The organism is Rhodanobacter sp. LX-99, assembly GCF_018599185.1.
In the GTDB taxonomy this organism is placed as follows: Bacteria; Pseudomonadota; Gammaproteobacteria; order Xanthomonadales; family Rhodanobacteraceae; genus Rhodanobacter.
Genome location: NZ_JAHFVL010000001.1, coordinates 499,146 through 512,110, shown reverse-complemented (window position 1 = coordinate 512,110; position 12,965 = coordinate 499,146). Strand labels below are relative to the sequence as shown.

The following is a 12,965-nucleotide window of genomic DNA, read 5'->3' as shown; positions in this document are numbered from 1 at the left end:
TTGACTGTGCATTCGATGGGAGAACATCGTGCTTTCCTTACGTTGTCTATGCCTCCTGCTGCTGGCAGGCGGATTTGGCGCGCCTGCGTTCGCGGGCGAAGCGCTTTCGTTGCCGCAGGCGGTAACCCGTGCGCTCGCGCACAACCCGGCCATCCGTGCCGGTGACCGGACGGTCGTCGCCGCCGAACGGCAGGCGGATCTTGCCGGGCTGACCCCACCCTGGGTGGTGGGCGCGGATGTGGAAAATCTGGGCGGTACCGGGTCGGTAGCCGGCGTCCAGGCGGCAGAAACCACGGTGCGGCTGGGCCGCGTCCTTGAGCGGGGCGGCAAACGCGACGCCCGCCGGGCGGTGGGCGCCATCGACATCGAGCGGTCGCGCAATGCGCTGGACCAGACCCGCCTGGAACTGGCCACCGAGACGACCCGGCGTTTTGTCAAAGTGCTCGCCGACCAGGCGCGCAGCACCGTGGCGGCGCAGGACCTTGCCCTTGCGCACGAGCTGACCGCGACCGTGCGCCGCTGGGTGCAGGCCGGTCGCAGTCCGGAATCGGATCTCGACCTGATGCAGATCGCCGAGGCGCGGGCCGACATCGAGGTGGAGCACGCGTCGCACGAACTGGCCAGTGCCAGGGTCTCGCTTGCTGCCTTGTGGAATGCCGTCGAGCCTGATTTCGACGCGGTGGCCGGCAACCTGTTCGAACTGCCCGCGGTGCCGTCGTATGAGGCTCTCGTTTCACGCTTGTCCGACAATCCCGTCTTGCGTGGCCTGGCGCTGGACACGCGCGCGGCGCAGGCGCGCGAACGCGTGGCCGCCGCCAGCGCCAGGCCGGATGTCAGCGTGCACGTCGGCGTGCGGCGGCTGTCCGCCTTCAACGACATGGCGCTGATCGCCGGCGTCTCGCTGCCGCTGGGCAGCGCCGGCCGCTCGGCGCTGAGCGTGGCCCAGTCCGTGGCCGAGACCGAGGCGGCCGATGCGCGCGCACAGGCGCAGCAGATGGACGTCCGCCAGCGGCTGTTCTCGACGTACCAGGAACTGATCCACGCGCGCACCGCCTTCGAAGCGCATCGCGACCGCATGATTCCGAAGGCCGAGACCGCGCTGACGCTGACCCGCGAGGGTTTCGAGGCCGGGCGCTTCAGCTTCGTCGCACTGTCGCAGGCCCAGCGCACGCTGCTCGAACTGCGCAACGCGCAGATCGACGCGGCCGTCCGTTACCACACCTTGTTGACCGACATCGAACGGATGACGGCCACTGCCGGAGTTTCGTCCCCATGAAAGTCGCTCACCTCAAGCGCGCCGCACTGGTGCTGCTGATCGTCACCTCCCTTACCCTCGGTGCCTGTGGCGATCGTGCGACGCAGGCCCCGGCCGAAGGCGAACACGCGGCCGCCGGCGCGTTCGAGCGCGGCCCGCACAACGGCCGCCTGTTGCGCGACGGTCCGTTCGCGCTCGAAGTCACCGGCTACGAAGCCGATGTGCCGCCGGAGTTCCGCCTGTACGGCTACCGCGATGGCAAGCCGTTGCCGCCGGGCGCGCTGCAGCCGGTGGTCGAGGTCAGACGTCTGGACGGCGAAACCACCCGGTTCACGTTCCGGCCCGAAGGCGACGCGCTGGTCGCCGGCGCCACGGTGGACGAGCCGCATTCGTTCGACGTCAAGGTCAGTGTCGTCCACGACGGCAGGACGCATGCGTGGAACTACGCCGCGTACGAAGGGCGCGTCACGATCCCCGCTGCGACCGCGGCGGCCTCGGGGGTGAAAACCGCCATCGCCGGTCCCGCCACGATCCGCGACGTGCTGCCCCTGATGGGGCGCGTGGCGATCGACCGCAGTCGCCAGGCCATGGTGCGCGCGCGTTTCCCGGGCATCGTCCGCAGCGTGTCGGTGAGCCTGGGCGATCGCGTGCGCCGCGGGCAGACGCTGGCCACGGTGGAAGGCAACGACAGCATGCGCCGCTACGCCGTCACCGCGCCGCTGGACGGCGTGGTGCTGGCTCGCAACACGAACGTCGGCGACGTCGCCGGCGAGGCGCCGCTGTTCGAGATCGCGGACCTGTCCTCGGTCTGGATCGAACTCGACGCGGTCGGTCGCGACGCCGATCGCCTGCGGCCCGGGCAAAGCGTGAGTGTGCGGCCGGCCAGTGGCGGCGAGGCGTTGGCGACCCGCATCGAGGCCCTGGTGCCGATCACCAACGCGGGCATGAGCGTGGTGGCCCGTGCGCGGATTCCCAACCGGGACGACGCCTGGCGCCCGGGCATGGCGGTGGTCGGCGAGGTCGCCGTCGCCCAGCGTGACGTGCCGCTGGCGGTGAAGATCTCGGGCCTGCAGCGCTTTCGCGACTTCACCGTGGTGTTCGCCCAGGTCGGCGACACCTACGAGGTGCGCATGCTCGAGCTGGGCGATCGCGACGACGCCTCGGCCGAGGTGCTCGGCGGCCTCAAGCCCGGCACGGCCTACGTGAGCGAGCAGAGTTTCCTCATCCGCGCGGACATCGAAAAGTCCGGCGCCAGCCACGACCACTGAGGACGCCCGCATGCTTGAACGACTTGTACGTGCCGCGATCGCGCACCGCCTGCTGGTGCTCGTGCTGGCTCTGGGGCTGGGGGCGCTGGGCGTCTGGAACTATTCGAAGTTGCCGATCGACGCGGTGCCCGACATCACCAATGTTCAGGTGCAGATCAACACCGAGGCACCCGGCTATTCGCCGCTGGAAGCGGAGCAGCGCCTGAGCTGGCCGATCGAGACGGCGCTGGCCGGCCTGCCGCATCTGCAGCAGACGCGCTCGATTGCCCGCTACGGATTGTCCCAGATCACTGCGGTGTTCGAAGACGGTACCGATGTGTACTTCGCGCGGCAGCAGGTGGCCGAGCGGCTGAAGGAGGTCAGTGCGCAATTGCCGGCGGGCATGCAGCCGACGCTGGGGCCGGTGGCCACCGGCCTGGGCGAGATCTTCATGTACGTGGTCGAGGCCGCCCCCGGTGCGCGGCGTGCCGACGGCGGGCCGTGGACGCCGACGGAACTGCGTTCACTGCAGGACTGGGTGATCCGGCCGCAGCTGCGCAACCTTGCCGGGGTTACCGAGGTGAACACGATCGGCGGCTTCGTGCGCCAGTTCCACGTCACTCCCGACCCGGCCCGGCTGGCCGCCTACGGGGTGAGCCTGGTCGACGTGCAGCAGGCGCTGGAACGCAACAATGCGAATGTCGGCGCCGGTTACATCGAGCGCTTCGGCGAGCAGTACCTGATCCGCGTGCCCGGGCAGATCGCCGACCTCGATGGCTTGCGCGAGGTCGTGGTCAAGCAGCAAAACGGCGTGGCGTTGCGCGTGCGCGACGTGGCCGAGGTCGCCGAGGGCGAGGAATTGCGTACCGGTGCGGCGACCGAGAACGGCCACGAGGCCGTGCTGGGCACCGTGTTCATGCTGATCGGCGAGAACAGCCGCGTCGTGGCCCGGCGGGTCGCGGCCGAGCTGCAGGAAATCAACCGAAGCCTGCCTGCCGGGGTCAGCGCACGCGCGGTCTACGACCGCACGCAGCTGGTCGACCGGGCCATCGCCACGGTGCAGAAGAACCTGGCCGAAGGCGCGCTGCTGGTGATCGTGGTGCTGTTCCTGCTGCTGGGCAACCTGCGTGCGGCGTTGATCACCGCGGCGGTCATTCCGCTGACCATGCTGATGACGATCAGCGGCATGGTCGGCAACGGCATTTCCGGCAACCTGATGAGCCTGGGCGCGCTCGACTTCGGCCTGATCGTCGATGGCGCGGTGATCATCGTGGAGAACTGCCTGCGCCGCTTCGGCGAGGCGCAGCAGCGCCTGGGCCGCATGCTGAGCCGGGACGAGCGTTTCGCGCTGGCGGCCAGCGCCACCGCCGAGGTGATCAAGCCGAGCCTGTTCGGCCTGTTCATCATCGCCGCCGTGTACCTGCCAATCTTCAGCCTCTCGGGGGTCGAGGGAAAGATGTTCCATCCGATGGCGTTCACCGTGGTGATCGCGATCGCCGCCGCGATGATCCTGTCGCTGACTTTCGTGCCCGCGGCGGTGGCGATGTTCGTGACCGGCCGCGTGGCCGAGAAGGAGAACCGGGTGATGCTCGCTTTCCGCCGCGCCTACGCGCCGCTGCTGGAGCGGGTGATCGCGTGGCGGGTGGCGGTGGTCGCCGCGGCGGCCGTGCTGGTGGTCGCCGCCGGGCTGCTGGCCGGCCGGCTCGGCACCGAGTTCATTCCCGACCTGGACGAAGGCGACATCGCCCTGCATGCGCTGCGCATCCCCGGCACCGGCCTGACCCAGGCGATCGGCATGCAGCAGCAACTGGAGGCGCGCATCAGGCAATTTCCCGAGGTCAGTCACGTGTTCGCCAAGCTGGGCACGGCCGAGGTGGCGACGGACCCGATGCCGCCCTCGGTCGCCGATACCTTCATCATGATGAAGGAGCGCAAGGACTGGCCCGACCCGCGCAAGCCCAAGACCGAGCTGGTGCGCGAGATGGACGCGGCGGTACGCGCCATACCCGGCAACAACTACGAATTCACCCAGCCGGTGCAGATGCGCATGAACGAGTTGATCGCCGGCGTGCGCGCGGAGGTGGCGATCAAGGTCTTCGGCGACGACCTCGACACGCTGGTGAAGCTGGGCGAGCGGGTGGAGAAAGTCGCCGCCGGCGTGGCCGGGGCGGCCGACGTCAAGCTGGAGCCATCCACCGGCCTGCCGTTGTTGACGATCCAGCCCGACCGCATCGCGCTGGCGCGCTACGGCCTGTCGGTCGCCGACGTGCAGGACACGGTGTCCATCGCGTTGGGCGGCGGCCCCGCCGGCCAGGTGTTCGAGGGCGATCGGCGCATCGACATCGTGGTGCGCCTGCCGGAGGCGCAGCGCAGCCGGCTGGAGGGTCTGAGTGCTTTGCCGATCCCGTTGCCGGCGCGTGACAACCCATCGGCCCCGACGACGGTGCCGCTGGGCGAGGTGGCGCATATCGAACTGTCCACCGGGCCGAACCAGATCAGCCGCGAAAGCGGCAAGCGGCGGGTGGTGATCACCGCCAACGTACGCGGCCGCGACCTGGGTTCGTTCGTGGATGAGTTGCGCGACGCCGTGGCCGTCGAGGTCAGCCTGCCGCAGGGCTACTGGATCGACTACGGCGGCACCTTCGAGCAGTTGATCTCGGCTGGCCAGCGTCTGCAGGTGGTGGTGCCGGTGGTGTTGCTGCTGATCTTCGGCCTGCTGTTCATGGCGTTCGGTTCGGCCCGGGATGCCGCCGTGATCTTCAGCGGTGTGCCCTTGGCGCTGACCGGCGGCGTGCTGGCGTTGTGGTTGCGCGGCATCCCGTTCTCCATTTCCGCCGGCGTGGGCTTCATCGCGCTGTCGGGCGTGGCGGTGCTCAACGGCGTGGTGCTGGTGTCGTTCATCCGCCGGCTTCTCGACGACGGAATGGACCTGGACAGCGCCATTCGCGAAGGTGCGCTGACCCGCCTGCGGCCGGTGCTGATGACCGCGTTGGTGGCGTCGCTTGGCTTCGTGCCGATGGCACTGAACGTGGGCACCGGCGCCGAGGTGCAGCGCCCGCTGGCCACGGTGGTGATCGGCGGCATCCTGTCCTCGACGTTGCTGACCCTGCTGGTGCTGCCGGCGCTGTACCGGTGGGTGCACGGCGTCGGTGCCGGCAAGGCGCGTCGACTGGCTTCAGCCGACTGAAGAGGCCCTCGGCCACCCGGTCGGGTGGCCGAGGGCCTGGGCGTGTTTCAGCGGGTACTGCGTGCGGCGTCGCGCAGCACGCCGAATCCGGAGCGCAGCAACAGCACGGCCAGCCCGAGGGCGACGAGCCGGTCGGGCCATGCGGCGTCGAACGCCCACACGCCGGCAGCGGCGAGCAGCACCGACAGGTTCGCGGCCACGTCGTTGCGCGAACAGGTCCAGACCGACGACATGTTGAGGTCGTCGTCGCGGTGCCGGTACAGGAGCAGCAGGCACAGGCCATTGGCGAACAGGCCCAGCAGGCTGAACGCGCCCATCCACGCAAACAGCGGTTCGGCCGGGTGCCACGCGCGCCAGCCCAGCTGCACCAATACGAGCAGCCCGGCCGTCACGATCAGGCCGCCCTTGATGCGTGCGACCTGGGTCTTGGCATGCATGCTGCGGCCGACGGCCCACAGGCTGGCGAGATAGGTCAGCGCATCGCCCAGGTAGTCGAAGCTGTCCGACAGCAGCGCCGAGGAGTGTGCCTGCATGGCGGCCACGATCATGACCGCGAAGGCGGCGGCGTTGATGGCGAGCACGGTCTTCAGCACGCCGCGCTGGCGCAGCGCCAGTTGTGTGGCCGCGGCTCCGCAGCATGTGTCGCAATTGGCCATCAGTGCGGATCTCCCGCGGTATCGGAGGATGTCTTGCAGAACAGGGCGTAAAGGAATGGCTGGGTGGTGCCGAACGGTGTCGCGTGGAATTCGAGCGTGCTGTCGACCAGCGCGAAGCCGTCGCCGAGCACGCGAGCAAGTCCCTCGGCGTCGTAGCGAACCGTATCCAGCCCGCTGCACTTCAGCGGGCCCTGCGGGCCGAACGTGGCCAGTATCGCGTGGCCGCCCGGCTTCAGCGCACGGGCCAGCTGCCGCAGGTAGCGCGCGCGTTGTTCCGCCTCGGTCAGGAAGTGGAACACGGCGCGGTCGTGCCACAGGTCGTAGCGCGCTTCCTGCAGCGGCGCGTCGAGCAGGTCGGCCGCCAGCCAGGTCACCGCGTTCGCCGTTTCGCCCAGGCGTTCGCGGGCGACGTTCAATGCCGCCGCGGAAATGTCGAGCACGCTGAGGTCGCGGTAGCCGCGCGCGAGCAGGTCGTCGACCAGGGTCGACGCGCCGCCGCCGACGTCGAGCACGGCCGCGTTGCGATCGGGCGCGGCGCGTTCGATCAGCGCCAGCGAGGTATCCAGATGCGGGCGGTACCAGCTGACCGCATCCGGCGCCTTGGTCCGGTAGACCGTTTCCCAGTGCTGCTGCATGTCGGTCATGGGTTGTTCCTCGGGAAGGCCGGTGACCATGGATCAGTCGACCATGCTGTGGCTTTCGGCGGTGCCGAGCAGTTCGGGCTGCGTGGCGGTACGTGCCCGCCGGTTCAGCAGCGGGTGCATGAACACCGCGGCGAGGATCACCGCCACGCCGGCGTAGAACCAGCGGTCCAGCTCATGCTGCTCGCCCAGCAGCACGATCGCCAGCATGATCGCGTAGACCGGCTCCAGGTTGGTCACCATCTGCGTGCCGAACGCGCTCATGTGGCGCAGCGCCACCAGCGCCAGCGCGAACGGCAGCAGGGTGCAGCCGAACGACAGCGCCAGCAGCAACAGCGCATCGTGCGTGCCCGGCAGCATGAACGCCGGGCCGGCATGCGGGATGAACGGTGCGAGCAGGGTGAGGAAGACGGTGCCGGTGCCCAGTTCGATGAAGGTCACCGTGAGCGGGTCGCCGTGCTCGACCAGGCGCTTGTTGAGCGAGCCGAAGAACGCCACGAACAGCGCCGACAGCACGCCCACCGCGATGCCGAGGCGCATGTCGTGCGGGACGCCGCCCACCACCATCACCACGCCCGGCACCACCGCCACGCCGATCAGCAGCTCGCGCGGGTCGAACCTGCGCCTGGCGATCCACGGCTCGATGAAGGCCAGGAACACCGGCCCCAGCGCGATGCAGGTGGCGCCGACCGACGCATTCGACAGCTTGATCGCCGCATAGAAAGTCAGCCAGTGCAGCGACACCAGCACGCCGATGCCGGCATACGCCCAGATCAGCCGCGCCGGCATCGCGCGCAAGCCGCGCCAGACCCGCGGCATCAGCAGCAGCGCCGCCACCACCAGCAACATGCGCCACCACACCAGCGGCAGCGCCGGCAGCGTGATCAACTTGCCGAGAATCGCAGTGAAGCCCCACAGCAACACGCAGAAATGAATCTGCAGACGGGCCTGGTTGACGGGTTGCATGGGGAATTCGCGCGAAGAAGAGTGCCGGCATTCTAGCGCCGGCCATCGTGTGTGACGTGCCGGTGCCTATTTCTTCGCCGCCGGCTTGCCTGCCGGCATCATCTTGCCGGAGCTGCGCAGCTGCTGCAGGACGGCACGGCAGGTGTTGTCGCCGGCGTCGCCGTGGCTGGGCGCGACCAGCGCGAGCAGGGCGGCGGCCGGGGCGGCGACCACGCCCAGCGCGACCGCGCCGGCGCCGCGCGCCAGCAGCGGACCGGCCTGCACGCCGACGTTCGGGTTCTTCAGCGTGCCGCGGACGTACAGCGGCGAGCGCAGCGAGAACACGCGGAAACCCTTGGTGTGCGGTTTCACGTCCAGGTCGAGTTTTTCGTCGGCGAAGTTCACCGTGCCGGTGACGTCGATGACGGCGTCGTCGGTGTCGAACACGAACAGGCGCATGTCGAACAGGCCGTTGCTGGCGGCCATGTCGGCGGCCGCGCAGTTGATCTGCACGGTCTTGTCGCCGAACAGCTTGCCGATGACGATGTTGGCCACGTTGAGGCCGGCGGTTTCCAGCAGGGTCTTGCTGATCGCGCCGTCGTTCATCAGCAGCTTCAGCTCGCCGTTCGCGCTGCCGAGCAGGGCGGCGATGGAATTGCCCTGCGCATCGAGCGCGGCTTCGCCGTTGATCTCGCCGAAGCTGGTGCGCATCGGCTCGAAAGTCGGGAACAGCTGCTTGAGCCTGAGATGGCGCGCGTCGAGTTTCAGCAGGCCGCGCATCGGTGCCCGGCTGCCGTCGAGGGTGATGTTGCTGCGCACGGTGCCGCCGGCCAGCCCGAAGCTCAGCGGGTCCAGGTACAGGGCGCCGTTGTTCAGGACCAGGTGGGTGCCTAGCGAGTCGATCGGCAGCGCCTCGCCGCGCACGATGCGCGCGCCGGTGAAAGTCACGTCCGCATCCATCGCCTGCCAGCGGTCGGTGCGGAACGGTTCGACCGGCAGCAGCTTGTCGGCGGGCTGCGGCGTGGCGTCGCCGCGCTGCTTTTTCCCGGCGTTGGAATCGGCGCCGATCAGCGGGGCCAGGTCGGCGAACTGCAGCAGCTTCGAGTGCACGTCGCCGCTCAACTTGGGGCGCTTGCCGCCGGTGACGAACACCATGTTGCCGGCCAGGTCGCTGCCGCCGACGCGGCCGCGGAAGTCCTGGTAGCTATAGCGGCTGCCGCTGCGGTGCAGTTCGGCCTTCAGGTGGCCTTCGGTGGCGTACGGCGGGGTGTCGGGCAGGGTGATGCCGGTGATCGGATATAGCTTGGCCATGTTGGAGCCGGACAGCCACAGGCGTACGTCCAGCGCGCCCAGGTGCAGCGGATCGGTCAGCGTGCCGACCAGGGCGATGCGGCTGTCGCCGATGCGCACGTCGGCCTGCAGCGGGAACGGCGTGGTCGTGTCCTGCAATGCCAGCACGGCGCCGGTCTTGCCGTGGCCCTTGAGCGGGCTGCCCTGGTAGCTGCCTTCGGCAGTCCAGCCGAACTGATAGGCGATGGATGCCTTCGTCTTGTCCTTGTCCGGCCCGGCATCGCCGCTGGCCAGGGTTTTCTTCGCCGCGGCGCCCAGCGTCTTGCCGGCCTCCTCGCGCGCGGCGCTGGATTGCCGGGCCACGATCTGGTCGTACGGGATCGCCGCCTGCAGCGGCTCCACCACCAGCTTGAGCTTCACGCGGCGGGCCGCGTCGTCGAGCGTGAGCAGCCCCTGGTCGAAACCGATCGTGCCCAGCTGCAGCTTCCAGGCGGAAGGCGCCGTGCTTTCCGGCAGCGCGAAATCCCAGCTGGCACGCCCCGATTTGTCGCGCTCGAGATCGGCCGTGGGATGCACCAGCTGCAGCGTGGGCACGTCGATGCGGTGTGCCAGCAACGGCAGCGGCGACAGCCGGAAGCGCAGCGCGTCGAGGTGGGCGAACTGCGGCTGGGTCGCCCAGTCCGGGTTGGCGATGCTGATGTCGCGCGCGGTGAATTCGGGCCACGGCAACCACGAGCCGGGCCAGCTGCCGTTGCGATCGCGCTGCCAATCCACGGTCAGCTCGCCATTGATCGCGAATGGTCGGCCGATCGCCTGGCTGACCTTGTCGCCGATGAACGGCTTCATGCGGTTCCAGTCGAACGTGGCGACCACGATCAGCAGCACCACGACCAACGCCAGCACGATGCCCGCGATCCAGCTGAGTGCTTTCCGGCTGCGTTTCATCCGTCACTCCTGCGGCGGTTGGCCCGCACGTCGTCCGGACGTGCCGGGGCACCGGCACAAGTCATAGCCGGAGACATGCAAAGGTTATGTGGTGATGGCCCGGCGCTTTCAGACCTCGTTCACGCGCGGTCGACGGGCGAACCCTGTTCGATGCGTCCCGGTTGCCGGGCGCGGATCAGGCCGCGACCTGGATCTCCGCTCGCCGGCTGACGCAGTAGACCGCCGCCGGCGGCAGGTTGAGCAGGGCACTGCCGACGCGGCGGGCCTGCAGGTTCAGCCGCGCGAGCAGGGCCGGCGGCAGCGGACAGCGCGGGCCGTAGGTGAACTGGTAGAACATGCCGCCGCTGCGCAGCTGGCGTTCGAACGCGCCCTGCACGATCGCGGCGACCTGGGCTGGCGGCATCGACAGCAGCGGCAGGCCGCTGACCACGGCACAGGCGCGTTCGTCGCCGAACAGCGACTCGGTATCGCCTAGCCGGGCGGCGTCCATGCGCAGGATGGTCGCCTCCGGGTAGCGCCGGCTCAGTGCGTCGGCGAAGTGCGGGTCGGCCTCGATCAGGGCCAGCCGGTGCAGCGGCACGCCGCGCGCCAGCAGGGCGCGGGTCAGTGCGCCGGTGCCCGGCCCCAGTTCGATCACCGGCCCGCCCAGCGCGCTGGCGTGGCTGGTCATCAGCCGCGCCAGTGCAGCGCCGGACGGCGTCACCGCGCCGATGCCGCGTGGATCGCGCAGCCAGGCGCGCAGGAAGGCCAGGGTGTCGTTCAACGGCATGTCACGGTTTCCGGCGTCGGCAAGAAAAGCAAGGTAACCGACGCGGGTGAACAAAATGTTCGTGGCGGCGTCAGGGTGCCGGCTTCGCCTCGCGTACCGGCACGTCGATGCCGCACAGGTCGACCTTGCCGGCCGGCTTGGGATAGAACGCGTTGCGGCCGTTGCGTTTCGCCTCGACCAGCGCGGCGAAGCTGGCGCTGTCGGTGCGCAGCACCTGGATCGCCGGGCGGTCTTTCGCCGGCATGTCGGCCGCCAGCCGCACCGATTCGATGGTGACGCGCTGCCGCGGTTCCGTGTAAAAGCCCATCGGCTCGGGACCGCGCGGCAGCCCGGACAGCAGCGGCATGCCCTCCAGCACGCGGCCGGCCACGGCGAGGTTGTGGTCCAGTCGGCGCGCCTGACCGATCACCGCGTACAGCGAGCTGCCGCTGCCGGTCTCTGGCGCCACGTCGCGCGCCACGCCGACCGTGCCGTAGCAGTGCGCCACCCACTCCTGCCCGCTGGCCGGGTCGCGCCCCACCGGGAAGCCCTCGCTGAAACCCACCTCGGGCGCGTACACGTCGCCGTCCGGCAGCGCCGTCCACGGCAGCTTCGGGTCGATCGCGCGGGTGAACTCCGGCGGCAGCGTCTTGCTGGCCTTGCCCAGCGAGCGGATCTTGCTCTTGTCGCCGTTCTCGTCGTCGTTGGGGTCGCCCCACTGGGTGACGAAGTTGTCCTGCACGCGGATGATCGCCAGCCCGTCGAAATAGTGCCCGCGCACCAGGGTGCGGATGTTCGCCGCGTGCAGCGGGGTGAAGTCCGGCGCCAGCTCGATCACCACGCGCCCGGTCGGCAGCTGCATGAACAGCAGGTTCTGCGGGTCCGGCGTGCGCCACTCGGCCGGCGTGGACCTGGCCAGGATTTCCTTCGCGGTCGGCGTGGGCTTGTCCTGCTCGGCGGCGAGGGCGGGCAGTGCCAGCAGGCCGGTGGTCAGCGCGAATGCGGCAATGAGATGGCGGCGAAGCATGGCGTCCCCCTGGGCGATGGATATGGCAAGGGTTGCAACTTAGCAGAGTCCCCGGTGCTCACGTCGACGGCTTGAGCACGCCGCTGCGGCATGACACGATCGCGCCGATGACCAGCAGACCCGCCGAAACGCAGCACCTGCGCGACCTCGCGCGGCTACGCCGCGTCCGCGACCGGATCGACCGGGAGTACGCGCAGCCGCTGGACGTCGAGGCGCTCGCCCGCGGCGTGGACATGTCGGCCGGTCATCTCAGCCGCCAGTTCCGCCTCGCCTACGGCGAGTCGCCGTACAGCTACCTGATGACGCGGCGGATCGAACGCGCGATGGCGCTGCTGCGTCGTGGCGACCTCAGCGTCACCGAGGTCTGCTTCGAGGTCGGCTGCGCGTCGCTGGGCACCTTCAGCAGCCGCTTCGCCGAACTGGTCGGCACGCCGCCCAGCGTGTATCGGCGCGAGGCGGCGCTCGCGACGGAGGGGATGCCGTCGTGCGTGGCCAAATTGGTGACGAGGCCGATCAGGTGACCCGGCCGATCAGGAATCGAGAAGCGCCGGCCTGCCGGTCCGCTCTAGCATGACGGCCCGACCACACCCAGGATGACTGCCATGGATATCACCATTCACTCGAGTTTCCTCCCGCACACCGGCGCGGACGCGGCGCTGGCCTTCTATCGCGACACCCTCGGCTTCGAGGTGCGCAAGGACGTCGCCTATCAAGGCATGCGCTGGATCACGGTCGGCCCCGCCGGCCAGCCCGGCACGTCCATCGTCCTGCACCCGCCGGCCGCCGCCCCCGGCATCACCGACGACGAGCGCCGCACCATCGCCGAGATGATGGCCAAGGGAACCTACGGCATGATCATCCTGGCCACCGCCGACCTCGACGGCACCTTCGAGCGGCTGCAGGCCAGCGGCGCCGAAGTCATCCAGGAGCCGACCATGCAGCCGTACGGGATTCGCGACTGCGCCTTCCGCGATCCTTCCGGCAACCATATCCGCATCAACGAAGTGCGCTGAACCGTCCGGCG

11 protein-coding genes are annotated in these 12,965 nt (G+C 69.4%); 5 read left to right on the top strand and 6 right to left on the bottom strand.

Annotated features, from left to right (window positions below; all coding sequences use genetic code 11):
- Window positions 1-28 precede the first annotated feature (28 nt).
- The 3 genes from KK131_RS02580 to KK131_RS02570 are packed head-to-tail and all read left to right on the top strand — an operon-like array spanning window position 29 to window position 5,689.
- Window positions 29-1,276: a TolC family protein gene (locus tag KK131_RS02580; protein WP_214555077.1), complete on the top strand. Its 1,248-nt coding sequence runs from the start codon at window positions 29-31 to the stop codon at window positions 1,274-1,276.
- Window positions 1,273-2,523 (top strand): efflux RND transporter periplasmic adaptor subunit, encoded by a 1,251-nt coding sequence (locus KK131_RS02575; protein WP_214555075.1) that lies wholly within the window; start codon window positions 1,273-1,275, stop codon window positions 2,521-2,523. Before KK131_RS02580 ends, KK131_RS02575 begins: the two co-directional genes overlap by 4 nt.
- Window positions 2,524-2,533: 10 nt before the next feature.
- Entirely contained in the window at window positions 2,534-5,689 is a 3,156-nt protein-coding gene (locus KK131_RS02570) for a CusA/CzcA family heavy metal efflux RND transporter (RefSeq protein ID WP_214555073.1), read from the top strand.
- Between the two features lie 47 nt (window positions 5,690-5,736).
- Here the strand turns inward: KK131_RS02570 and KK131_RS02565 are convergent, their stop codons facing one another.
- From KK131_RS02565 to KK131_RS02540, 6 genes are all read right to left on the bottom strand, one after another.
- On the bottom strand, window positions 5,737-6,345 hold the full coding sequence (locus KK131_RS02565) for a cation transporter (protein WP_214555072.1): 609 nt from the start codon (window positions 6,343-6,345) through the stop codon (window positions 5,737-5,739).
- Window positions 6,345-6,989, bottom strand: a complete 645-nt coding sequence (locus KK131_RS02560; RefSeq protein ID WP_214555071.1) for a class I SAM-dependent methyltransferase — start codon at window positions 6,987-6,989, stop codon at window positions 6,345-6,347. Before KK131_RS02560 ends, KK131_RS02565 begins: the two co-directional genes overlap by 1 nt.
- Window positions 6,990-7,022: 33 nt before the next feature.
- Complete coding sequence (locus tag KK131_RS02555) at window positions 7,023-7,952, bottom strand: DMT family transporter (protein WP_214555070.1); 930 nt, start codon at window positions 7,950-7,952, stop codon at window positions 7,023-7,025.
- A 66-nt stretch (window positions 7,953-8,018) separates the two neighbouring features.
- Window positions 8,019-10,166, bottom strand: a complete 2,148-nt coding sequence (locus tag KK131_RS02550; protein ID WP_214555069.1) for an AsmA family protein — start codon at window positions 10,164-10,166, stop codon at window positions 8,019-8,021.
- A 175-nt stretch (window positions 10,167-10,341) separates the two neighbouring features.
- Window positions 10,342-10,935: a phospholipid methyltransferase gene (locus KK131_RS02545; protein WP_214555068.1), complete on the bottom strand. Its 594-nt coding sequence runs from the start codon at window positions 10,933-10,935 to the stop codon at window positions 10,342-10,344.
- Window positions 10,936-11,005: 70 nt separating this feature from the next.
- Window positions 11,006-11,941, bottom strand: a complete 936-nt coding sequence (locus tag KK131_RS02540; protein ID WP_214555067.1) for a peptidylprolyl isomerase — start codon at window positions 11,939-11,941, stop codon at window positions 11,006-11,008.
- A gap of 71 nt (window positions 11,942-12,012) precedes the next feature.
- Between KK131_RS02540 and KK131_RS02535 the strand changes: the two genes are divergently transcribed.
- On the top strand, window positions 12,013-12,462 hold the full coding sequence (locus KK131_RS02535; protein ID WP_250887141.1) for a helix-turn-helix transcriptional regulator: 450 nt from the start codon (window positions 12,013-12,015) through the stop codon (window positions 12,460-12,462).
- Window positions 12,463-12,543: 81 nt separating this feature from the next.
- Window positions 12,544-12,954: a VOC family protein gene (locus KK131_RS02530; RefSeq protein ID WP_214555066.1), complete on the top strand. Its 411-nt coding sequence runs from the start codon at window positions 12,544-12,546 to the stop codon at window positions 12,952-12,954.
- Window positions 12,955-12,965 lie beyond the last annotated feature (11 nt).

Bases quoted from the DNA above. Each gene is read 5' to 3' on its own strand.
- KK131_RS02565 (WP_214555072.1), bottom strand. From the start codon at position 6,345: ATGGCCAATTGCGACACATGCTGCGGAGCCGCGGCCACACAACTGGCG.
- KK131_RS02530 (WP_214555066.1), top strand. From the start codon at position 12,544: ATGGATATCACCATTCACTCGAGTTTCCTCCCGCACACCGGCGCGGAC.
- KK131_RS02560 (WP_214555071.1), bottom strand. From the start codon at position 6,989: ATGACCGACATGCAGCAGCACTGGGAAACGGTCTACCGGACCAAGGCG.
- KK131_RS02575 (WP_214555075.1), top strand. From the start codon at position 1,273: ATGAAAGTCGCTCACCTCAAGCGCGCCGCACTGGTGCTGCTGATCGTC.
- KK131_RS02570 (WP_214555073.1), top strand. From the start codon at position 2,534: ATGCTTGAACGACTTGTACGTGCCGCGATCGCGCACCGCCTGCTGGTG.
- KK131_RS02540 (WP_214555067.1), bottom strand. From the start codon at position 11,941: ATGCTTCGCCGCCATCTCATTGCCGCATTCGCGCTGACCACCGGCCTG.
- KK131_RS02555 (WP_214555070.1), bottom strand. From the start codon at position 7,952: ATGCAACCCGTCAACCAGGCCCGTCTGCAGATTCATTTCTGCGTGTTG.
- KK131_RS02545 (WP_214555068.1), bottom strand. From the start codon at position 10,935: ATGCCGTTGAACGACACCCTGGCCTTCCTGCGCGCCTGGCTGCGCGAT.
- KK131_RS02550 (WP_214555069.1), bottom strand. From the start codon at position 10,166: ATGAAACGCAGCCGGAAAGCACTCAGCTGGATCGCGGGCATCGTGCTG.